Source organism: Pseudonocardia nematodicida (assembly GCF_040105385.1).
Lineage (GTDB): Bacteria > Actinomycetota > Actinomycetes > Mycobacteriales > Pseudonocardiaceae > Pseudonocardia > Pseudonocardia nematodicida.
In genome coordinates, this window is the sequence record NZ_JBEDNQ010000003.1 from 291117 (window position 1) to 309839 (window position 18723).

Genomic DNA, 18723 nt, shown 5'->3' on the forward strand with positions numbered 1-18723 from the left:
CGACAAGGAGAGGTGGAGACAATGGCAGACGCAACTACGTCTGACGAGACCACCGGCGCCGTGCTCGAGCCGACTCGTGCGCGCGCCGTGGCGCGGTTCGTCCGCAGCTCGCCGATGAAGACCCGGCGCGTCGTGGACCTGGTCCGCGGCCTGCCGGTCAGCGAGGCGCTGGCGATCCTGCGGTTCTCGCCGCACGCCGCGGCCGAGCCGGTGGCGAAGGTCGTGGCCAGCGCCGCGGCCAACGCGGAGAACAACCTGGGCCTGAACCCGGACACCCTCGTGGTGGACGTGGCGATGGTCGACGAGGGCCCGACGCTCAAGCGGATCCGACCGCGTGCCCAGGGGCGCGCGTACCGGATCCGCAAGCGGACGAGCCACATCACCATCGAGGTCGAGTCGGTTCCCGCGAAGGCCGGCCGTCGTGGTGCGAAGGGGAGGGCCCGCTGATGGGGCAGAAGATCAACCCGCACGGCTTCCGCCTGGGCATCACCACGGACTGGAAGTCGCGCTGGTACGCCGACAAGCAGTACTCGGAGTACGTGAAGGAGGACGTCGAGATCCGCAAGATGCTCTCCAAGGGCATGGAGCGGGCCGGCATCTCCAAGGTCGAGATCGAGCGGACCCGGGACCGGGTGCGGGTGGACATCCACACCGCCCGTCCGGGCATCGTGATCGGCCGCCGCGGCGCCGAGGCCGACCGCATCCGCGGCAACCTCGAGAAGCTGACCAAGAAGCAGGTCCAGCTGAACATCCTCGAGGTCAAGGCCTCGGAGTCGGACGCGCAGCTCGTCGCGCAGGGCGTGGCCGAGCAGCTGTCGAACCGGGTCGCCTTCCGGCGGGCCATGCGCAAGGCCATCCAGTCGGCCATGCGCTCCCCCGCTGTCAAGGGCATCCGGGTGCAGTGCTCCGGCCGGCTCGGCGGCGCCGAGATGTCGCGGTCGGAGTTCTACCGCGAGGGTCGCGTCCCGCTGCACACGCTGCGCGCGGACATCGACTACGGCCTGTTCGAGGCCCGGACCTCCTTCGGCCGGATCGGCGTGAAGGTCTGGATCTACAAGGGTGACGTCGTCGGCGGACGCCGGGAGAACACCCCGGCCGCCGAGGCCCCCGGCCGCGGCCCGCGCCGCGAGCGTCCGGCCCGTCGTCGCTCGGGTGCCTCGGGCACCACGGCGACCAGCACCGAGGCCGGCCGCGCCGCCCAGGGTGCCGGCACCGCCACGGCGACCGCCGAGGCGCCGGCCGAGAACCAGAGCAACGGTGGGGAGAGCTGAACCGTGCTGATCCCACGCAAGGTCAAGCACCGCAAGCAGCACCGGCCCAAGCGCAAGGGCATGGCCAGCGGCGGCACCGCGGTCACCTTCGGTGACTGGGGCATCCAGGCGCTGGAGCCGGCCTACGTGACCAACCGGCAGATCGAGTCGGCGCGTATCGCGATCAACCGGCACATCCGTCGTGGCGGGAAGATCTGGATCAACGTCTTCCCGGACATCCCGATGACGAAGAAGCCCGCCGAGGTCCGCATGGGTTCCGGTAAGGGTTCGCCGGAGAAGTGGGTCACGAACGTCAAGCCGGGCCGGGTGCTGTTCGAGATGACCTTCCCGAACAAGGAGACCGCCCACGAGGCGCTCACCCGGGCCATCCACAAGCTGCCCATGAAGTGCCGGATCGTGTCCCGTGAGGGTGGTGACATCTGATGGCGAGCAGTGGCAACACCAAGGCCGCCGAGCTGCGCGAGCTCTCCGACGAGGAGCTGGTCGTGCGTGTCCGGGAGGCCAAGGAGGAGCTGTTCAACCTCCGCTTCCAGATGGCCACCGGGCAGCTGGACAACAACCGGCGGCTGCGGGCCGTCCGTCACGACATCGCGCGGTGCTACACCGTGATGCGCGAGCGTGAGCTCGGCCTTTCCGCCGCCCCGACCGAGAGCGAGGGCGCGGCGTGAGTGAGCAGGCCGGTACCGAGCAGAACGAGCAGCGCGGGGAGCGCAAGGTCCGTGAGGGCCTGGTCGTGTCCGACAAGATGGAGAAGACGATCGTCGTCTCCCTCGAGGACCGGGTGAAGCACCCCCTCTACGGCAAGGTCATCCGCCGGACCAGCAAGGTCAAGGCGCACGACGAGGGGAACACCGCCGGCATCGGCGACCGTGTCCGCCTCATGGAGACCCGTCCGCTGTCGGCGACCAAGCGCTGGCGGCTGGTGGAGATCCTCGAGAAGGCCAAGTAGGAGTCGAAGTGATCCAGCAGGAGTCGCGGCTGCGCGTCGCCGACAACACCGGTGCCAAGGAGATCCTGTGCATCCGGGTGCTGGGCGGCTCCGCGCGGCGCTACGCCGGGATCGGCGACGTCATCGTCGCCACGGTCAAGGAGGCCATCCCCGGTGCCGGCGTGAAGCGTGGTGACGTCGTCAAGGCGGTCATCGTGCGCACGAAGAAGGAGAAGCGCCGTCCCGACGGCAGCTACATCCGTTTCGACGAGAACGCCGCTGTCCTCATCAAGCCGGACAACGGACCGCGAGGGACCCGCATCTTCGGCCCGGTCGGGCGCGAGCTGCGCGACCGCAAGTTCATGAGGATCATCTCCCTCGCCCCGGAGGTGCTCTGACTCATGAAGGCGAAGATGAAGGTGAAGAAGGGCGACACCGTCCTGGTGATCGCCGGTAAGGACAAGGGCGCCAAGGGCAAGGTCATCGAGGCCTACCCGGAGCGTCAGCGCGTGCTGGTCGAGGGCGTGAACCGGATCAAGAAGCACACCCGGGTCAGCCAGAACCAGCGCGGGGCCGAGAGCGGCGGGATCGTCACCCAGGAGGCCGCCATCCACGTCTCGAACGTGATGGTCGTCGACTCCGACGGCAAGCCGACCCGCATCGGCAAGAAGACCGTCGAGGGTGAGGACGGCGTGACCCGTCGCGTCCGGATCTCCAAGCGCAACGGGAAGGAGATCTGAGATGACCACCGCCGAGAAGACGCTGCCTCGTCTCAAGGAGCGCTACCGCGCCGAGATCCTCGGCTCGCTGCAGGAGGAGTTCGGCTACAAGAACGTCATGCAGATCCCCGGCCTGACCAAGGTCGTGGTGAACATGGGTGTCGGCGACGCCGCACGGGACTCGAAGCTGATCGACGGCGCGCTGCGGGACCTGGCCACCATCACCGGCCAGAAGCCGCAGCTGCGGCGGGCGACCAAGTCCATCGCGCAGTTCAAGCTGCGTGAGGGCATGCCGATCGGCGCCAAGGTGACCCTGCGGAACGACCGCATGTGGGAGTTCCTGGACCGGCTGCTGACGATCGCGCTGCCCCGTATCCGCGACTTCCGCGGACTCGAGGGCAACCAGTTCGACGGCCGCGGGAACTACACGTTCGGCCTGAACGAGCAGTCGATGTTCCACGAGATCGACCCGGACACCATCGACCGGCCGCGTGGCATGGACATCACCGTCGTGACCACCGCGACCACGAACGCCGAGGGCCGGGCGCTGCTGCGCCACCTGGGCTTCCCGTTCAAGGAGAGCTGAGCGAATGGCGAAGAAGGCGCTCATCAACAAGGCGAACGCGACGCCGAAGTTCGCGGTCCGGGGCTACACCCGGTGCCAGAAGTGCGGCCGGCCGCGTGCGGTCTTCCGCAAGTTCGGCCTCTGCCGCGTGTGCCTGCGCGACATGGCGCACGCCGGCGAGCTGCCGGGTGTGAGCAAGTCCAGCTGGTAGACGGCTCCGCCGCCTACGCCTATCACCGCAGGCCCGCCCCGGTGCGGTGCCCCTGACCGGGGGCACCGCGCCGGTACGAGGAACCACGGTGGGAAAGAGACAGACACCATGACGATGACCGATCCGATCGCAGACATGCTGACCCGTCTGCGGAACGCGAACTCGGCCTACCACGACCGCATCGTGATGCCGCACTCCAAGCTGAAGGTCGCCATTGCGGAGATCCTTCAGAAGGAGGGCTACATCTACGCGCACCACACCGAGGACGCCGAGGTCGGCAAGTCCCTGGTCGTCGAGCTGAAGTACGGCCGCAACCGTGAGCGGAGCATCGCCGGCCTGCGCCGGGTCTCCAAGCCCGGTCTGCGCGTCTACGCGAAGTCGACGAACCTGCCGCGGGTCCTGGGTGGCCTCGGCGTGGCGATCATCTCGACCTCGCGGGGTCTGATGACCGACCAGCAGGCCTACCGGAGCGGCGTGGGCGGGGAAGTCCTCGCCTACGTCTGGTGAGAGAGGGGTAACGGACGATGTCCCGCATCGGAAAGCTGCCCATCACCGTCCCGTCCGGCGTGGAGATCACGATCGACGGCCGCACGGTCACCGCGAAGGGCCCGAAGGGCACCCTGTCGCACACCGTCGTCGAGCCGATCACGATCGAGCGCGACGACGACGGCACGGTGCTGGTGAAGCGCCCGGACGAGGAGCGCGAGACCCGGGCCTACCACGGCCTGACCCGCTCCCTCGTGAACAACATCGTGGTCGGCGTGAGCGCCGGCTACGAGAAGAAGCTGGAGATCCACGGCGTCGGCTACCGGGTGCAGCTCAAGGGCTCGAACCTGGAGTTCGCCCTGGGCTTCTCGCACCCGGTCGTCATCGAGCCGGCGGAGGGCATCACCTTCGCCGTCGAGTCGCCGACCCGGTTCTCGGTCTCCGGCATCGACAAGCAGCTGGTGGGCGAGACCGCCGCCAACATCCGGAAGCTGCGCCGCCCCGACCCGTACAAGGGCAAGGGCGTCCGCTACGCCGGCGAGCAGGTCCGCCGCAAGGTCGGGAAGACGGGTAAGTGATGGCCGAGACGAACGAGACCGTTTCCGGGGCCGCTCGCCGTCGGATGGCGTCGCAGGTCGCGCGCAAGCGTCGCGACTCCCGCATCCGCCGGCACGCCCGGCTGCGCAAGAAGATCTCCGGGACCCCGCAGCGCCCGCGCCTCGCGGTGCACCGCAGCTCGCGGCACATCATCGTGCAGGTGATCGACGACCTGGCCGGGAACACCCTGGTGCACGCGTCGAGCCTGGACGTCGAGGTCCGCGGCCTGGAGGGCGACAAGAAGGCCAAGGCGGCCAAGGTCGGCGAGCTCGTCGCCGCCCGCGCCAAGGAGGCCGGAATCTCGTCGGTCGTGTTCGACCGGGGTGGTCTCGCCTACCACGGGCGGATCGCGGCGCTCGCCGACGCCGCCCGCGAGGGGGGCCTGGAGTTCTGATGAACCAGACCAAGATCGAAGGGATCGTCTGATGCCGGGACGTACGCGGCGTGACGGCGGAGGGCCCGGTGGCGGTAGCAACGACAACCGCAACAGCCGGGACCGCCGGGACGGTGGCCGTGGGGCGGCCCAGGACAAGACCCCGTACATCGAGCGGCTGGTCACGATCAACCGCGTGGCCAAGGTCGTCAAGGGCGGCCGCCGGTTCAGCTTCACCGCGCTGATGATCGTCGGCGACGGTGACGGCCTGGTGGGCGTCGGCTACGGCAAGGCCAAGGAGGTGCCGGCCGCGATCGCCAAGGGCGTCGAGGAGGCGAAGAAGAACTTCTTCCGCGTCCCGCGCATCGGCGGCACGATCGTGCACCGCGTGCAGGGTGAGGACGCCGCCGGCGTCGTCATGCTGCGCCCGGCCTCCCCGGGTACCGGTGTCATCGCCGGTGGCCCGGTCCGCGCGGTGCTGGAGTGCGCCGGGATCTCGGACATCCTGTCCAAGTCCCTCGGCTCCGACAACGCGATCAACATCGTGCACGCCACGGTGGCTGCGCTGAAGGCGATCCAGCGTCCGGAGGAGGTCGCGGCCCGCCGCGGCCTGCCGCTCGAGGACGTGGCGCCCGCTCGGATGATGCGCCAGCGCGCCGAGGCCGACGCGGCGAAGGTGTGAGCGGCATGGCCACGTTGAAGATCACCCAGGTGAAGAGCCGGATCGGCTGCAAGCAGAACCAGCGCGACACGCTGCGCTCGCTCGGCCTGCGCAAGATCCGGCAGTCGGTGGAGCGTCCGGACGACCCGCAGACCCGCGGGTACATCCACACGGTGCGCCACCTCGTGACGGTGGAGGAGGTGCAGTCGTGAGCGAGAACAGCTCCGAGCAGTCCGTGCTGAAGCTGCACGACCTGCGTCCGGCCCCGGGCTCGAAGACCGCGAAGACCCGTGTGGGTCGCGGTGAGGGCTCGAAGGGCAAGACGGCCGGTCGCGGCACCAAGGGCACCAAGGCCCGCAAGACGGTGTCGCCCCGCTTCGAGGGCGGGCAGATGCCGCTGCACATGCGGCTGCCGAAGCTCAAGGGCTTCAAGAACCGCTTCAAGGTCGAGTACCAGGTCGTGAACGTCGGTGACCTGGCCACCCTGTTCCCGCAGGGCGGCGAGGTCGGGCCGGCGGAGCTGGTCGAGGCCGGCGCGGTCCGGAAGAACCAGCTGGTCAAGGTGCTGGGGGAGGGCGAGCTCTCGGGCGTCGCCCTGACCGTGAAGGCGCACAAGTTCTCCGCGTCCGCGCGGGAGAAGATCTCCGCGGCCGGCGGCTCGGTCTCCGAGCTGTAAGCCAGGGCTCCACAGCAGTACCACGGCGGTACCTCGGCGCCGTCCACCTCCGGTGGGCGGCGCCGAGGCGTGTCCGGGCCGCTGTTAGAGTCAGGCCCGGGCATTGCGCCCACACAACTCCGACAGGCGCACGCGCGGCCTCCCCCGCCGGGAACGAACCGGTCGGTCCCATCCGGCCCGGGAGGCCCGGACCGTGTCTCTCATCCGGCCGACCCCGTCCCGGGGCCGGCACAGGCGGTGTCGGGCCGCCGACGTCGTAGGAGGATCACCGAGTGCTCAGCGCAGTCCGGGCGGCCCTGACCACGCCGGATCTCCGCAAGAAGATCCTCTTCACGCTGGCGATCGTGGCGGTGTACCGGCTCGGGGCCAACATCCCGTCCCCGGGTGTGTCGTACCCGAACATCCAGGAGTGCGTCCGTCAGGTCGAGGGCGGCGACAACGCCAGCGTCTACTCCCTCATCAACCTGTTCTCCGGCGGAGCGCTGCTCCAGCTGTCGATCTTCGCGCTGGGCATCATGCCCTACATCACCGCGAGCATCATCGTGCAGCTGCTGCAGGTCGTGATCCCGCGGTTCGAGCAGCTGAAGAAGGAAGGCCAGTCCGGCCAGGCCAAGCTGACCCAGTACACGCGCTACCTGACGATCGGTATCGCGACGCTGCAGGCCACCGGCTTCGTCGCGCTGGCCGAACGCGGCCAGCTGTTCCAGGGCTGTGCGCTGCCGGTCATCCCGGACGCCTCGGTGTTCACGCTGTCGGTCATCGTCCTCGTGATGGTGGCCGGCTGCACCATGGTGATGTGGCTGGGCGAGCAGGTCACCGAGCGCGGCATCGGCAACGGCATGTCGCTGCTGATCTTCGCCTCGATCGCGCACCGGATCCCCGCCGAGGGCAAGCAGATCCTTGACAACTCCGGCCCGCTCGTCTTCGCCGGTGTCTGCGCGTTCGGCCTGGCGATCATCGCCAGCGTGGTGTTCGTCGAGAACGGCCAGCGCCGGATCCCGGTCCAGTACGCCAAGCGGATGGTCGGCCGCCGGATGTACGGCGGCACCTCGACGTACCTGCCGCTGAAGGTGAACCAGGCCGGCGTCGTGCCGGTGATCTTCGGTAGCTCGCTGCTGTACCTGCCGAACCTGATCGCGCAGCTGGCCGGTGACGAGACCGGTTGGTTCGCCCAGTTCGTGCAGACCTATCTGGTCGATCAGTCCAATCCCGTGCACATCGTCATGTACATGGGGCTGATCATCTTCTTCACCTACTTCTACGTCGGCATCACGTTCAACCCGGACGACCGTGCCGAGGACATGAAGAAGTACGGCGGCTTCATCCCGGGGATCCGGCCCGGCCGGCCGACCGCCGAGTACCTGAACTTCGTGCTCAGCCGCATCACGCTGCCCGGCTCGCTGTACCTGGGCATCGTCGCGGTGCTCCCGAACTTCTTCCTGGGCATCACCGGCGACGGCCAGAACCAGAACTTCCCGTTCGGCGGCACCGCGGTGCTGATCATGGTCACCGTGGGTCTCGACACCCTGAAGCAGATCGAGAGTCAGCTCATGCAGCGGAACTACGAGGGTTTCCTGCGTTAGGCTCGCCCGAGCATGGCGGAGCGGGACCCGATCGAGGCACCCGGCGCCGATACCCGGTGCGATGGCACCGCGCACCGGCGGCGTCGCCGGTGTGGAGCAGACGAGACTTCAGGAGGTCGGTGTCGCGTGCGACTGGTTCTGGTGGGGCCGCCCGGCGCGGGCAAGGGGACCCAGGCCGAGAAGATGGCCGAGCGGCTGGACGTCCCGCACATCTCGACGGGCGACCTGTTCCGGGCGAACCTGCGCGACGAGACCGAGCTCGGCCGCGAGGCCAAGCGCTACATGGACGCCGGCGACCTGGTGCCCGACGAGGTGACCGTCGGGATGGTCCGGGACCGGCTCGGCGACGCCGACACCGCCTCGGGGTTCATCCTCGACGGCTTCCCGCGCAACACCGCGCAGGCGAAGTCGCTCGGTGAGATCCTCGACGAGAAGGACCTCGCGCTCGACGCGGTCGTGCAGTTCGACGTCGAGGACGAGGTCGTCGTGCAGCGGCTGCTCGGCCGGGGCCGCAGCGACGACAACGAGGACACCATCCGCAACCGGCAGCGCGTGTACCGCGAGGAGACCGCGCCGCTGCTGGAGTACTACCGCGACCAGCTGGTGACGATCGACGCCGTCGGCGAGGTCGGCGAGATCACCGAGCGGGTGTTCTCGGCGCTGCGGGACCGTAGCGCCTGAGCACCCGCACCGGGTACGCGAGGAACCGAGGGAACGCATGAACGGTCGGGGCGGCCTGCGTGGCGCCATCGCCCGGTACCGGGGTCGGGACATCGAGCTCAAGACCGGACGTCAGCTGGAGGCGATGCGGGAGGCGGGGGCCCTGGTGGCCGCCGCGCTCGCCGCGGTCACCGAGCACGCCAAGCCGGGCGTGAGCACCGGTGAGCTGGACGCGGTGGCCGAGCAGACCATCCGGGACGCCGGCGCCGTGCCGTCGTTCCTCGGTTACCACGGGTTCCCGGCCAGTATCTGTGCGTCGGTGAACGAGCAGATCGTGCACGGCATCCCGTCGCCGTCGCAGGTGCTGGCCGAGGGCGACCTGCTGTCGGTCGACTGCGGCGCGATCCTCGACGGCTGGCACGGCGACTCGGCGGTGACCATCGCGGTCGGCGCGGTGTCGGACGCGGACCTCGCGCTGTCGGCCGCCTGCAAGGCGGCCCTCGACGCGGGCATCCTCGCCGTCCGGGCCGGCGCCCGGCTGACCGACGTGTCGCACGCGATCGAGAAGGCGTGCGAGGAGGCCGCGCACGCCGACCGTGCCGACTACGGGATCGTCGCCGAGTACGGCGGTCACGGGATCGGTACCTCGATGCACATGGACCCGTTCCTGCCCAACCACGGCGAGCCCGGCAAGGGCCCGCGACTGCGGCCCGGCATGGCGCTGGCCGTCGAGCCGATGCTGGTGGCGGGCGACCCGGAGACCGAGGAGCTCGCCGACGGCTGGACCGTCGTCACCGCCTCCGGTGGTCGGGCCGTGCACTGGGAGCACACCGTCGCCGTCACCGAGGACGGGCCCTGGTTGCTCACCGCACCGGCCGGCGCGCCGGACCGACCCGGGGCGTGAGGCCCGGCCTGATCGCGGGGACAGTCCGGATCAGCTTGCGCGAGCGGGAATCGCCGGGCGTGGTCTAGGTTCCCGACATGGGCGATGAGGCCAGCGGCGGTGCCGCCGCATCCACCGGAGACGGCGGTGGGACGCCGAGGTCGGTCACCGTCGGTGTCCCCAGGGAGATCCGCGAGGGTGAGCGCCGGGTGGCGCTCGTACCGAAGGTCGTCGGCAAGCTCTCCGACCGCGGTGCCCGGGTGGTCGTCGAGGCCGGGGCGGGCGAGGGCGCGCTGCTCCCGGACTCCGCCTACACCGAGGCCGGTGCCGAGATCGGCGATCCGTGGGCGTGCGACGTCGTCGCCGTGGTGAACCCGCCGACCCCCGAGCAGATCGGCGGCCTGCACCGCGACCAGGTCCTCATCGGGTTCCTGGCCCCGCTGACCTCCCCGGAGACGGTGCAGAAGCTGCGCGACGCCGGCGTCGTCGGGTTCGCGATGGAGTCGATCCCGCGGATCTCCCGGGCGCAGGGGATGGATGCGCTGTCCTCGCAGGCGAACGTCGCCGGCTACAAGGCCGTGCTCGCCGCCGCCGAGCGCTCCACCCGCTTCTTCCCGATGCTGACGACGGCGGCCGGCACGGTGAAGCCCGCGCAGGCGCTGGTGCTTGGCGTCGGCGTCGCCGGGCTGCAGGCACTGGCCACCGCGAAACGGCTCGGGGCCCGCACCACCGGCTACGACGTGCGGCCCGAGGTCGCCGACCAGGTCCGCTCGCTCGGCGCGCAGTGGCTCGACCTCGGCATCGACGCCGCCGGTGAGGGCGGCTACGCCCGCGAGCTCACCGACGACGAGCGGGCCCGGCAGCAGGAGGAGCTGGAGAAGGCCATCACCGGCTTCGACGTCGTCGTCACCACCGCGCTGGTGCCGGGCCGGACCGCGCCGCGGCTGGTCAGCGCCGCCGCCGTGGAGGGGATGCGGCCGGGCAGCGTGGTCGTCGACATGGCCGGTGAGGCCGGTGGCAACTGCGAGCTCACCGAGCCGGGGGAGACGGTCGTGCGGCACGACGTGACGATCGTGTCCCCGCTGAACCTGCCGGCGTCGATGCCCGAGCACGCCTCGGAGCTCTACGCCCGCAACGTCACCGCGCTGCTCGAGCTGATGATCGACGACGGCGAGCTGTCCCCGGACTTCTCCGACGAGGTCCTGGCCAAGGCCTGCGTGACCCGCGAGGACGACGAGGAGGCGCAGGAATGAGCTCCGAACTGCTCTCGAACATCGCGATCCTGGTGCTGGCCGGCTTCGTCGGCTTCGCCGTCATCTCCAAGGTCCCGAACACCCTGCACACCCCGCTGATGTCGGGCACCAACGCGATCCACGGCATCGTGCTGCTCGGCGCGATCGTGGTGCTGGGCCGCGAGGAGACGCCCGGCGTCGTCGACACGATCATCCTGGTCGTCGCGATCGCGTTCGGCACCATCAACGTCGTCGGCGGGTTCCTGGTCACAGACCGGATGCTCGGCATGTTCAAGGGCAAGCAACCCGGTGCCGCCGCCGCGAGGACCGAGAAGGACGGGAGCGGCTCGTGAGCGCGCTGGCGGCGACGGACATGTTGCCCGACGGGCCGCTCGGGGTGGTCGTCCCGATCCTCTACATCATCGCGTTCGCGCTGTTCATCTACGGCCTGTCCGGGCTGACCGGCCCGCGGACGGCGGTCCGCGGCAACTGGATCGCCGCCGTCGGCATGGGCATCGCGGTGGTCGCGACGCTGCTGCTGGTGCGGGCGAACTGGATCTGGGTCGTGGCCGGTCTGGTGATCGGCACGCTGATCGGCGTCCCGTCCGCGCGCAATGTGCGGATGACCCAGATGCCGCAGATGGTGGCGCTGTTCAACGGGGTCGGCGGTGGCGCGGTCGCGCTGATCGCGTGGGCCGAGTTCCGCTCGTCGACGGGCTTCCTCGACGAGCCCCTCTACGTCGTCATCGCGACGATGTTCGCCGCGATCGTCGGCTCCGTCTCGTTCTGGGGCTCGCTGATCGCCTACGGCAAGCTGCAGGAGCTCCTGCCCGGCCGCCCGATCGGGCTCGGGCGGGTGCAGCAGCCGATCAACATCGGGCTGCTCGTGCTCGCCGTCGTCGCCGCGGTCGTCTCCGGCCTGGGCGGGGCCTCCGAGTGGTGGATCATCGCGGTGCTCGTGCTGGCCGCGCTCGTCGGCGTGCTGGTCGTGCTGCCGATCGGCGGCGCCGACATGCCGGTGGTCATCTCGCTGCTCAACGCGATGACCGGGCTGTCGGCCGCGGCGGCCGGGCTGGCGCTGAGCAACACCGCGATGATCGTCGCCGGCATGATCGTCGGCGCGTCCGGCTCGATCCTGACCAACCAGATGGCCGTCGCCATGAACCGGACCATCCCGGCGATCGTCGCCGGCGGGTTCGGCGGGACCCAGGCCGCGGTCTCCGGCGACGGCGTCGAGCGCACCGTGAAGTCGACCTCGGCCGCGGACGCCGCGATCCAGATGGCCTACGCCTCGCAGGTCATCGTGGTGCCCGGTTACGGCATGGCCGTGGCGCAGGCCCAGCACGCGGTCAAGGACATGGCCAAGCTGCTCGAGTCCAAGGGCGTCGAGGTCAAGTACGCCATCCACCCGGTGGCGGGCCGGATGCCGGGGCACATGAACGTCCTGCTCGCCGAGGCCGACGTCTCCTACGACGCGCTCAAGGAGATGGACGACATCAACGACGAGTTCTCCCGCACCGACGTGACGCTGGTGATCGGGGCGAACGACGTCACCAACCCGTCCGCGCGCACCGACCCGTCGAGCCCGATCCACGGGATGCCGATCCTCAACGTCGACGAGTCGCACAACGTCATCGTGCTGAAGCGGTCGATGGGATCCGGCTTCGCCGGCGTCGAGAACCCCTTGTTCTTCCTCGACAACACCTCGATGCTGTTCGGTGACGCGAAGTCGTCGGTCATGGAGGTGACCGAGGAGCTCAAGGCGTTGTAGCTCAGGCGGCGGGCACCGTTAGCACGCCCGTCACCCCCGCCTGCGCCCACCTCGCGCGACCTCCGTACACTGGGTCATCGGTGCGCTCTGCGGCGCCGGTCCCGTCGTGCTCCCACGCACCCCGGTTCCGGGTCGTGCGCGCGCCCCCCGACCGCCGGCCCCCGGGCCGGGACGGCCGGGAGCAACCGACACCTGTCACGGATAGCGGAGGACATGGCCAAGAAGGACGGAGCGATCGAGGTCGAGGGCCGGGTCGTCGAGCCCCTGCCGAACGCGATGTTCCGGGTGGAGCTGGAGAACGGCCACCGGGTCCTCGCGCACATCAGCGGGAAGATGCGCCAGCACTACATCCGGATCCTCCCCGAGGACCGGGTGGTCGTCGAGCTGTCGCCCTACGACCTCAGCCGCGGCCGGATCGTCTACCGCTACAAGTGACCGTCGGTCGCGTCACCGAGAAGAACCACGAACAGAGGCAGACGACGTGAAGGTCAAGCCGAGCGTCAAGAAGATCTGCGACAAGTGCCAGGTGATCCGCCGCAACGGCCGGGTCATCGTGATCTGCTCGAACCTGCGCCACAAGCAGCGCCAGGGCTGAGCAGAGCGGTGCTCGTCGCGATCGTCTGATCGCGCACGCGAAGCCCCCGACACACCTGCCGGGCCATGAGGGCCCGGTGGCACCCCCGGAACCAGGCCGGGGCCCGATTCACTTAGCGGCGGATCGGGACGGGTGTCGGGAAGACCTGGAACGAGAACAAGGAGAACACGCCGCATGGCACGTGTTGCCGGCGTCGACCTCCCCCGCGAGAAGCGGCTGGAGATCGCGCTCACCTACATCTTCGGGGTCGGACGGGCCCGGTCGAAGGAGATCCTCGAGGCGACCGCGCTCAGCGCTGACCTCCGGTCGAAGGACCTGACCGACGAGGACGTCAGCAAGCTCCGCGAGTACATCGAGGCGAACCTGCAGGTCGAGGGTGACCTGCGCCGGGAGATCCAGGCGGACATCCGCCGCAAGATCGAGATCGGCTCGTACCAGGGCATCCGTCACCGTCGCGGCCTTCCGGTCCGCGGCCAGCGCACGAAGACCAACGCGCGCGGCCGCAAGGGCCCGAAGAAGACCGTCGCCGGTAAGAAGAAGGCAGGTAAGAAGTAATGCCGCCCCGCGCACGCCAGGGCGCCGGACCCAAGAAGGTCCGCCGCCGCGAGAAGAAGAACGTCGCTCACGGGCACGCCCACATCAAGAGCACGTTCAACAACACGATCGTGTCGATCACCGACCCGACCGGTGCCGTCATCGCCTGGGCCTCGTCCGGGCACGTCGGCCTGAAGGGCTCGCGCAAGTCGACGCCGTTCGCCGCCCAGCTCGCCGCCGAGAACGCGGCCCGCAAGGCGATGGACCACGGCATGAAGAAGTGCGACGTCTTCGTGAAGGGCCCGGGCTCGGGTCGCGAGACCGCGATCCGCTCGCTGCAGGCCGCCGGTCTCGAGGTCGGCACCATTTCCGACGTCACGCCGCAGCCGCACAACGGATGCCGTCCGCCCAAGCGGCGTCGGGTCTAAGGGGAAGGAAGAACCACCATGGCTCGCTACACCGGCCCCATGACCCGCAAGTCGCGCCGACTGAAGACCGACCTCGTCGGCGGCGACCAGGCGTTCGAGCGTCGTCCCTACCCGCCCGGCCAGCACGGCCGGATCCGGATCAAGGAGACCGAGTACCTCCTGCAGCTGCAGGAGAAGCAGAAGGCCCGCTTCGGGTACGGCCTGCAGGAGAAGCAGCTGCGCGCCTACTACGAGGAGGCGCACCGCCGGGAGGGCAAGACCGGCGACGAGCTGCTGCAGATCCTCGAGTCGCGCCTCGACAACGTCGTCTACCGCGCCGGCCTGGCCCGGACCCGTCGGATGGCCCGTCAGCTGGTCAACCACGGCCACTTCACGGTCAACGGCAAGAAGGTCGACATCCCGAGCTTCAAGGTGTCGCAGTACGACATCATCGACGTGCGGGAGAAGTCGCGGAACACCGACCCGTTCGTCATCGCCAGGGAGACCCAGGGCGACCGTCCGGTCCCGGCGTGGCTGCAGGTCGTCCCGTCGACCCTGCGCATCCTGGTCCACCAGCTGCCCGTGCGCGCTCAGATCGACACCCAGGTCACCGAGCAGCTCATCGTCGAGTACTACTCGAAGTAGCTCGACACCCCGTCGCCCCGCAGGGAGGGGCGGCGGGTTCTCGTCTGCGACATCAAATAGCGGTTGTCGCAGGTGCTAAGGAGGCACACACCCATGCTGATCTCTCAGCGCCCCAGTCTCTCCGAGGACGTGGTCACCGAGACCCGCTCCCGGTTCGTCATCGAGCCGCTGGAGCCGGGCTTCGGCTACACCCTCGGCAACTCCCTGCGCCGGACGCTGCTGTCGTCCATCCCCGGCGCCGCCGTCACCTCCATCCGGATCGACGGCGTCCTGCACGAGTTCACCACCGTGCCGGGGGTCAAGGAGGACGTCACCGACATCATCCTCAACCTCAAGGAGCTCGTCGTGAGCTCCGAGGAGGACGAGCCGGTGACGATGTACCTGCGCAAGCAGGGCCCGGGTGCGGTCACCGCCGGCGACATCGTGCCGCCGGCCGGGGTCACCGTGCACAACCCGGACCTGCACATCGCCTCGCTGAACGACAAGGGCCGGCTCGAGGTCGAGCTCGTCGTCGAGCGGGGTCGCGGGTACGTCCCGGCGATGCAGAACAAGGCCACCGGTGCCGAGATCGGCCGGATCCCGGTCGACTCGATCTACTCGCCGGTGCTGAAGGTGACCTACAAGGTCGAGGCCACGCGAGTCGAGCAGCGCACCGACTTCGACAAGCTCATCCTCGACGTCGAGTCGAAGCCGTCCATCACCCCGCGGGACGCGCTGGCCTCGGCCGGCAAGACCCTGGTCGAGCTGTTCGGCCTGGCCCGCGAGCTGAACGTGGACGCCGAGGGCATCGAGATCGGCCCCTCCCCGCAGGAGGCGGACACCATCGCGGCGTTCGCGATGCCGATCGAGGAGCTGGACCTCACCGTCCGGTCCTACAACTGCCTCAAGCGTGAGGGCATCCACACGGTCGGCGAGCTCGTCGGCCGGAGCGAGGCGGACCTGCTCGACATCCGTAACTTCGGCGCCAAGTCGATCGACGAGGTCAAGATGAAGCTCGTCGGCCTCGGCCTGGCCCTCAAGGACAGCCCGCCCGGGTTCGACCCCGCCGCGGCCGCGGCCGAGTACGGCGCCGACGGTGACGGCGGGTTCGACCCCGGCACCTTCGGTGACGACGGTCAGGACTACGCAGAAACGGAGCAGTTGTAGCCATGCCCCAGCCCACGAAGGGCACCCGCCTCGGCGGGTCGCCCGCGCACCAGCGGCTGATCCTGGCCAACCTGGCGACCTCGCTGTTCGAGCACGGCCGGATCGAGACCACCGAGGCCAAGGCCCGGCGGCTTCGTCCGTACGCCGAGCGGCTGATCACCAAGGCCAAGGCCGGTGACCTGCACAACCGTCGCCAGATCATGAAGGTGATCCGGGACAAGTCGGTCGTGCACCGGCTCGTGACCGAGATCGGTCCGTTCTTCGCGGACCGCAACGGTGGCTACACCCGGATCACCAAGACGATGCCGCGCAAGGGCGACAACGCCCCGATGGCGGTCATCGAGCTGGTCCAGCAGAAGACGGTCACCGACGAGGCGAACCGCGCCCGCCGCGCGGCCGCCTCGCAGGCCGCCCCGGCTGCCGCCGAGGTCTCCGAGGAGAAGATCGAGCAGGCCCAGGCCGACTCGACCGCGGCCGCCGAGGAGCTGAAGGCGTCCGAGGAGACCACCTCCGCCGAGGCCGAGGTCACCGCGGCCGACGAGGCGCAGGAGGCCGCCGACAAGGCGGTCGACGCCGCGGTCGAGGCCGAGGAGGTGGCCCCGGGTTCCGAGGCCGCCGACAAGGCCGTCGACGCCGCCGCGGCTGCGGAGGAGGCCGCCGCCGAGGCGACCGAGGCCGTGTCCGACTCCGGCGCCGACTCCGGGAAGAAGGAGTCCGGCTCCTGAGCCGACCGCACCACCCCGACGAGCCCGCCGTCACCGACGGCGGGCTCGTCGGCGTTTCCGACTCCTTCCGGCTCCGGCTCGACGTCGCCTACGACGGGACCGACTTCTCCGGCTGGGCCCAGCAACCGACCCGGCGCACCGTGCAGGGCGTCCTGACCGAGGCGATCTCGACGGTCCTGCGGATCCCGGTGCGGATCACCGTCGCCGGCCGCACCGACGCCGGGGTGCACGCGTCCGGGCAGGTCTGTCACGTGGACCTCCCGGCCCCGTCGGAGCCGCAGGTGGAGGGACTCCTCCGGCGCCTCAACCGCTTCCTCCCGGTCGACGTCCGGGTGCACGCGCTGAGCCGGGTCCCGGACGAGTTCGACGCCCGGTTCTCCGCGCTGCGCCGGCACTACCGCTACCGGGTGAGCACAGCGCCGTTCGGTGCCGAGCCGCTGCGCGCCCGGGACACCGTCGCCTGGCCCCACCCGCTGGACCCCGCGCTGCTCAACGCCGCGTCCGAGCGGATGCTCGGCGAGCACGACTTCGCCGCGTTCTGCAAGCGCCGCGAGGGGGCGACGACCGTGCGCGCGCTGCAGCGGTTCGACTGGTCACCCGCGCCGGGCGAGCCGGACGTGCTGGTCGCCTCGGTCTCGGCGGACGCGTTCTGCCACTCGATGGTCCGCAGCCTGGTCGGTGCGCTGTTCGAGGTCGGGCGCGGGCACCGGCCTCCCGAGTGGCCGGCGGGGCTGCTCGGACGGACCGTGCGGGCGTCCGAGGTGACGGTCGCGCCGCCGCACGGGCTCTCGCTGGCCGGCGTCGACTACCCCGGTGACGACGAGCTGGCCGCGCGGGCCGAGCAGACCCGCCGGATCCGGGTCCCCGGCACCGGCTGAGCGCGCCATCGGGCCGAGCCCGCCCCGGACGCGCGCCGGTTCCGGGAACGCGCGCCCGGTCGGGCGCGCGTTCTCCGATCCCGCGAGCGGATGGTCAGCCGGTGGGCTGCTGCCAGGTCGGGTGCGGCGGGGCGGGGGCGCGCCGGCGCCGGGCCATCCGCGAGGTCGCGATCAGCGCCACGCACAGCCACAGCAGCGAGGCGATCCAGCCCAACACGAACAGCATCCCCGGCACCTGCAGCAGGGTGGCGACGTCCGGGGCGGAGATCCCCAGCAGCACCTGCACCGGTGCCCGCACCGAGTCGGCGGTGTCACCGAAGTCCGGCATGACCAGGCCGGTCAGGACCAGCGTCGCGGCGCAGGCGACGAACGGTGCGCTCACCGCGCGCGTCAGCACCCGGCGGCGGATCACCACCAGCGACAGCACGGTGGGGACCAGCAGGAGCACCGCCGGCACGATGGTGATGACCACGATGACCAGGAACCAGCCGGGCGCCAGCACGCGCAGCCCCAGGAAGGCCACCAGGGCGCCGATCTGAAGGAGCACGTTCCAGCCCGTCCGCATGGGCAGATCCTGCCGGGTGGCCCCGCACGAGGGAATCGGTACGACTACCCGGACACGATCGCCACGATCGTGACGGGAGCGCCGTGCCGCGTCGCCGGTGGCACGATCCCGGCGATCATCGCGGCGCCTACGCTGACGGCGTGGACGAGAGCTGGCTGGACGTGGCGGTCGCCGAGGCCCGGGCCGGGCTCGCCGAGGGCGGGATCCCGATCGGCGCGGCCCTGCTCGGTCCGGACGGCGAGGTGCTCGGCCGCGGGCACAACCGCCGGGTCCAGGACGGCGACCCGTCGGTGCACGCGGAGACCGCGGCGTTCCGTGACGCCGGCCGGCAGCGCGACTACCGGGCGACGACGATGGTCACCACGCTGTCCCCGTGCTGGTACTGCTCCGGGCTGGTCCGGCAGTTCGGCATCGGCGCGGTGCTCGTCGGCGAGGCCCGGACGTTCCACGGCGGGCACGACTGGCTGGCCGAGCACGGGGTGCGGGTGACCGTGCTCGACGACGAGCGGTGTGTGGCGCTGATGACCGCGTTCACGGCCGAGCGCCCCGAGCTGTGGAACGAGGACATCGGCGTCGCGGACTGACCGCCGCCGCACGCGCCCGCCCCGGGGC

General features: G+C 70.3%; 30 protein-coding genes and 1 pseudogene. 30 read left to right on the forward strand and 1 reads right to left on the reverse strand.

What is annotated here, in order from left to right; all coding sequences use genetic code 11:
* Positions 1–21: 21 nt before the first annotated feature.
* From rplV to truA, 29 genes and pseudogenes are all read left to right on the forward strand, one after another.
* The gene (gene rplV / locus WIS52_RS08750; protein ID WP_349297631.1) at positions 22–447 is read left to right on the forward strand and encodes a 50S ribosomal protein L22; all 426 of its coding nucleotides are present in this window, start codon (positions 22–24) and stop codon (positions 445–447) included.
* Positions 447–1271, forward strand: coding sequence for a 30S ribosomal protein S3 (gene rpsC / locus WIS52_RS08755; protein ID WP_349297632.1), 825 nt, complete (start codon positions 447–449; stop codon positions 1269–1271). Before rplV ends, rpsC begins: the two co-directional genes overlap by 1 nt.
* Before the next feature lie 3 nt (positions 1272–1274).
* Positions 1275–1694, forward strand: coding sequence for a 50S ribosomal protein L16 (rplP, locus tag WIS52_RS08760; RefSeq protein WP_349297633.1), 420 nt, complete (start codon positions 1275–1277; stop codon positions 1692–1694).
* Positions 1694–1939, forward strand: coding sequence for a 50S ribosomal protein L29 (gene rpmC / locus WIS52_RS08765; protein WP_020622931.1), 246 nt, complete (start codon positions 1694–1696; stop codon positions 1937–1939). The genes rplP and rpmC overlap by 1 nt, the downstream gene beginning before the upstream one ends.
* The gene (gene rpsQ / locus WIS52_RS08770; RefSeq protein WP_349297634.1) at positions 1936–2220 is read left to right on the forward strand and encodes a 30S ribosomal protein S17; all 285 of its coding nucleotides are present in this window, start codon (positions 1936–1938) and stop codon (positions 2218–2220) included. Before rpmC ends, rpsQ begins: the two co-directional genes overlap by 4 nt.
* A gap of 8 nt (positions 2221–2228) precedes the next feature.
* A complete protein-coding gene (gene rplN / locus WIS52_RS08775; protein ID WP_068797776.1) occupies positions 2229–2597 on the forward strand; it encodes a 50S ribosomal protein L14 in 369 nt (122 codons plus the stop codon).
* 15 nt (positions 2598–2612) lie between these two features.
* The gene (gene rplX, locus WIS52_RS08780) at positions 2613–2939 is read left to right on the forward strand and encodes a 50S ribosomal protein L24 (RefSeq protein WP_349297943.1); all 327 of its coding nucleotides are present in this window, start codon (positions 2613–2615) and stop codon (positions 2937–2939) included.
* Between the two features lies 1 nt (position 2940).
* On the forward strand, positions 2941–3504 hold the full coding sequence (gene rplE / locus WIS52_RS08785; RefSeq protein WP_349297635.1) for a 50S ribosomal protein L5: 564 nt from the start codon (positions 2941–2943) through the stop codon (positions 3502–3504).
* A 4-nt stretch (positions 3505–3508) separates the two neighbouring features.
* Positions 3509–3694: a type Z 30S ribosomal protein S14 gene (locus WIS52_RS08790; protein WP_068797778.1), complete on the forward strand. Its 186-nt coding sequence runs from the start codon at positions 3509–3511 to the stop codon at positions 3692–3694.
* Between the two features lie 108 nt (positions 3695–3802).
* Entirely contained in the window at positions 3803–4201 is a 399-nt protein-coding gene (rpsH, locus tag WIS52_RS08795) for a 30S ribosomal protein S8 (protein WP_349297636.1), read from the forward strand.
* Positions 4202–4218: 17 nt separating this feature from the next.
* On the forward strand, positions 4219–4758 hold the full coding sequence (gene rplF, locus WIS52_RS08800) for a 50S ribosomal protein L6 (RefSeq protein WP_349297637.1): 540 nt from the start codon (positions 4219–4221) through the stop codon (positions 4756–4758).
* 44 nt (positions 4759–4802) lie between these two features.
* Positions 4803–5171: a 50S ribosomal protein L18 gene (gene rplR / locus WIS52_RS08805; protein ID WP_379611076.1), complete on the forward strand. Its 369-nt coding sequence runs from the start codon at positions 4803–4805 to the stop codon at positions 5169–5171.
* Positions 5172–5202: 31 nt separating this feature from the next.
* Positions 5203–5832 (forward strand): 30S ribosomal protein S5, encoded by a 630-nt coding sequence (gene rpsE / locus WIS52_RS08810; protein WP_349297639.1) that lies wholly within the window; start codon positions 5203–5205, stop codon positions 5830–5832.
* Positions 5833–5837: 5 nt separating this feature from the next.
* The gene (gene rpmD, locus WIS52_RS08815; protein WP_349297640.1) at positions 5838–6023 is read left to right on the forward strand and encodes a 50S ribosomal protein L30; all 186 of its coding nucleotides are present in this window, start codon (positions 5838–5840) and stop codon (positions 6021–6023) included.
* A 23-nt stretch (positions 6024–6046) separates the two neighbouring features.
* The gene (gene rplO / locus WIS52_RS08820) at positions 6047–6487 is read left to right on the forward strand and encodes a 50S ribosomal protein L15 (protein ID WP_349297944.1); all 441 of its coding nucleotides are present in this window, start codon (positions 6047–6049) and stop codon (positions 6485–6487) included.
* 272 nt (positions 6488–6759) lie between these two features.
* On the forward strand, positions 6760–8070 hold the full coding sequence (gene secY / locus WIS52_RS08825; RefSeq protein WP_349297641.1) for a preprotein translocase subunit SecY: 1311 nt from the start codon (positions 6760–6762) through the stop codon (positions 8068–8070).
* A gap of 126 nt (positions 8071–8196) precedes the next feature.
* Entirely contained in the window at positions 8197–8751 is a 555-nt protein-coding gene (locus WIS52_RS08830; protein ID WP_349297642.1) for an adenylate kinase, read from the forward strand.
* Positions 8752–8788: 37 nt separating this feature from the next.
* On the forward strand, positions 8789–9634 hold the full coding sequence (gene map / locus WIS52_RS08835; protein ID WP_349297643.1) for a type I methionyl aminopeptidase: 846 nt from the start codon (positions 8789–8791) through the stop codon (positions 9632–9634).
* Positions 9635–9711: 77 nt separating this feature from the next.
* Positions 9712–10866 (forward strand): Re/Si-specific NAD(P)(+) transhydrogenase subunit alpha, encoded by a 1155-nt coding sequence (locus WIS52_RS08840; protein WP_349297644.1) that lies wholly within the window; start codon positions 9712–9714, stop codon positions 10864–10866.
* Entirely contained in the window at positions 10863–11198 is a 336-nt protein-coding gene (locus WIS52_RS08845; RefSeq protein ID WP_349297645.1) for an NAD(P) transhydrogenase subunit alpha part 2, read from the forward strand. Before WIS52_RS08840 ends, WIS52_RS08845 begins: the two co-directional genes overlap by 4 nt.
* A 20-nt stretch (positions 11199–11218) precedes the next feature.
* Positions 11219–12616 carry an NAD(P)(+) transhydrogenase (Re/Si-specific) subunit beta gene (locus tag WIS52_RS08850; protein ID WP_349297945.1) on the forward strand — a complete coding sequence of 466 codons (1398 nt, stop codon included), beginning with the start codon at positions 11219–11221 and terminating at the stop codon, positions 12614–12616.
* Positions 12617–12829: 213 nt separating this feature from the next.
* Positions 12830–13051 (forward strand): translation initiation factor IF-1, encoded by a 222-nt coding sequence (gene infA, locus WIS52_RS08855; RefSeq protein WP_010228514.1) that lies wholly within the window; start codon positions 12830–12832, stop codon positions 13049–13051.
* Between the two features lie 46 nt (positions 13052–13097).
* Positions 13098–13211, forward strand: a complete 114-nt coding sequence (gene rpmJ, locus WIS52_RS08860) for a 50S ribosomal protein L36 (protein WP_130292373.1) — start codon at positions 13098–13100, stop codon at positions 13209–13211.
* A 174-nt stretch (positions 13212–13385) separates the two neighbouring features.
* On the forward strand, positions 13386–13766 hold the full coding sequence (gene rpsM, locus WIS52_RS08865) for a 30S ribosomal protein S13 (RefSeq protein WP_349297646.1): 381 nt from the start codon (positions 13386–13388) through the stop codon (positions 13764–13766).
* Positions 13766–14173, forward strand: coding sequence for a 30S ribosomal protein S11 (rpsK, locus tag WIS52_RS08870; RefSeq protein ID WP_020622915.1), 408 nt, complete (start codon positions 13766–13768; stop codon positions 14171–14173). The genes rpsM and rpsK overlap by 1 nt, the downstream gene beginning before the upstream one ends.
* Before the next feature lie 18 nt (positions 14174–14191).
* A complete protein-coding gene (gene rpsD / locus WIS52_RS08875) occupies positions 14192–14797 on the forward strand; it encodes a 30S ribosomal protein S4 (protein WP_349297647.1) in 606 nt (201 codons plus the stop codon).
* A gap of 93 nt (positions 14798–14890) precedes the next feature.
* On the forward strand, positions 14891–15943 hold the full coding sequence (locus WIS52_RS08880) for a DNA-directed RNA polymerase subunit alpha (protein ID WP_349297648.1): 1053 nt from the start codon (positions 14891–14893) through the stop codon (positions 15941–15943).
* A gap of 2 nt (positions 15944–15945) precedes the next feature.
* Positions 15946–16503, forward strand: a pseudogene (rplQ, locus tag WIS52_RS08885) (50S ribosomal protein L17); the annotation flags it as partial.
* A 161-nt stretch (positions 16504–16664) separates the two neighbouring features.
* Positions 16665–17546: a tRNA pseudouridine(38-40) synthase TruA gene (gene truA, locus WIS52_RS08890; RefSeq protein WP_349297946.1), complete on the forward strand. Its 882-nt coding sequence runs from the start codon at positions 16665–16667 to the stop codon at positions 17544–17546.
* A gap of 94 nt (positions 17547–17640) precedes the next feature.
* Here truA and WIS52_RS08895 read toward each other — a convergent pair whose 3' ends face one another.
* On the reverse strand, positions 17641–18111 hold the full coding sequence (locus WIS52_RS08895) for a hypothetical protein (RefSeq protein ID WP_349297649.1): 471 nt from the start codon (positions 18109–18111) through the stop codon (positions 17641–17643).
* Positions 18112–18251: 140 nt separating this feature from the next.
* Here WIS52_RS08895 and WIS52_RS08900 point away from each other — a divergent pair, with 140 nt between their 5' ends.
* Positions 18252–18695, forward strand: coding sequence for a nucleoside deaminase (locus WIS52_RS08900; RefSeq protein ID WP_349297650.1), 444 nt, complete (start codon positions 18252–18254; stop codon positions 18693–18695).
* The last annotated feature ends 28 nt before the right edge of the window (positions 18696–18723 follow it).

Excerpts from the sequence above, each read along its gene's own strand:
- rplE (WP_349297635.1), top strand. The coding sequence starts at position 2,941 with ATGACCACCGCCGAGAAGACGCTGCCTCGTCTCAAGGAGCGCTACCGC.
- WIS52_RS08840 (WP_349297644.1), top strand. The coding sequence starts at position 9,712 with ATGGGCGATGAGGCCAGCGGCGGTGCCGCCGCATCCACCGGAGACGGC.
- map (WP_349297643.1), top strand. The coding sequence starts at position 8,789 with ATGAACGGTCGGGGCGGCCTGCGTGGCGCCATCGCCCGGTACCGGGGT.
- rpsD (WP_349297647.1), top strand. The coding sequence starts at position 14,192 with ATGGCTCGCTACACCGGCCCCATGACCCGCAAGTCGCGCCGACTGAAG.
- rplV (WP_349297631.1), top strand. The coding sequence starts at position 22 with ATGGCAGACGCAACTACGTCTGACGAGACCACCGGCGCCGTGCTCGAG.
- WIS52_RS08850 (WP_349297945.1), top strand. The coding sequence starts at position 11,219 with ATGTTGCCCGACGGGCCGCTCGGGGTGGTCGTCCCGATCCTCTACATC.
- rpsC (WP_349297632.1), top strand. The coding sequence starts at position 447 with ATGGGGCAGAAGATCAACCCGCACGGCTTCCGCCTGGGCATCACCACG.
- rplX (WP_349297943.1), top strand. The coding sequence starts at position 2,613 with ATGAAGGTGAAGAAGGGCGACACCGTCCTGGTGATCGCCGGTAAGGAC.
- rpsH (WP_349297636.1), top strand. The coding sequence starts at position 3,803 with ATGACGATGACCGATCCGATCGCAGACATGCTGACCCGTCTGCGGAAC.
- rpsE (WP_349297639.1), top strand. The coding sequence starts at position 5,203 with ATGCCGGGACGTACGCGGCGTGACGGCGGAGGGCCCGGTGGCGGTAGC.
- infA (WP_010228514.1), top strand. The coding sequence starts at position 12,830 with ATGGCCAAGAAGGACGGAGCGATCGAGGTCGAGGGCCGGGTCGTCGAG.
- rpmD (WP_349297640.1), top strand. The coding sequence starts at position 5,838 with ATGGCCACGTTGAAGATCACCCAGGTGAAGAGCCGGATCGGCTGCAAG.
- rpmC (WP_020622931.1), top strand. The coding sequence starts at position 1,694 with ATGGCGAGCAGTGGCAACACCAAGGCCGCCGAGCTGCGCGAGCTCTCC.
- rpsM (WP_349297646.1), top strand. The coding sequence starts at position 13,386 with ATGGCACGTGTTGCCGGCGTCGACCTCCCCCGCGAGAAGCGGCTGGAG.
- WIS52_RS08880 (WP_349297648.1), top strand. The coding sequence starts at position 14,891 with ATGCTGATCTCTCAGCGCCCCAGTCTCTCCGAGGACGTGGTCACCGAG.
- WIS52_RS08895 (WP_349297649.1), bottom strand. The coding sequence starts at position 18,111 with ATGCGGACGGGCTGGAACGTGCTCCTTCAGATCGGCGCCCTGGTGGCC.
- rplR (WP_379611076.1), top strand. The coding sequence starts at position 4,803 with ATGGCGTCGCAGGTCGCGCGCAAGCGTCGCGACTCCCGCATCCGCCGG.
- rplF (WP_349297637.1), top strand. The coding sequence starts at position 4,219 with ATGTCCCGCATCGGAAAGCTGCCCATCACCGTCCCGTCCGGCGTGGAG.
- WIS52_RS08845 (WP_349297645.1), top strand. The coding sequence starts at position 10,863 with ATGAGCTCCGAACTGCTCTCGAACATCGCGATCCTGGTGCTGGCCGGC.
- rpsK (WP_020622915.1), top strand. The coding sequence starts at position 13,766 with ATGCCGCCCCGCGCACGCCAGGGCGCCGGACCCAAGAAGGTCCGCCGC.
- WIS52_RS08790 (WP_068797778.1), top strand. The coding sequence starts at position 3,509 with ATGGCGAAGAAGGCGCTCATCAACAAGGCGAACGCGACGCCGAAGTTC.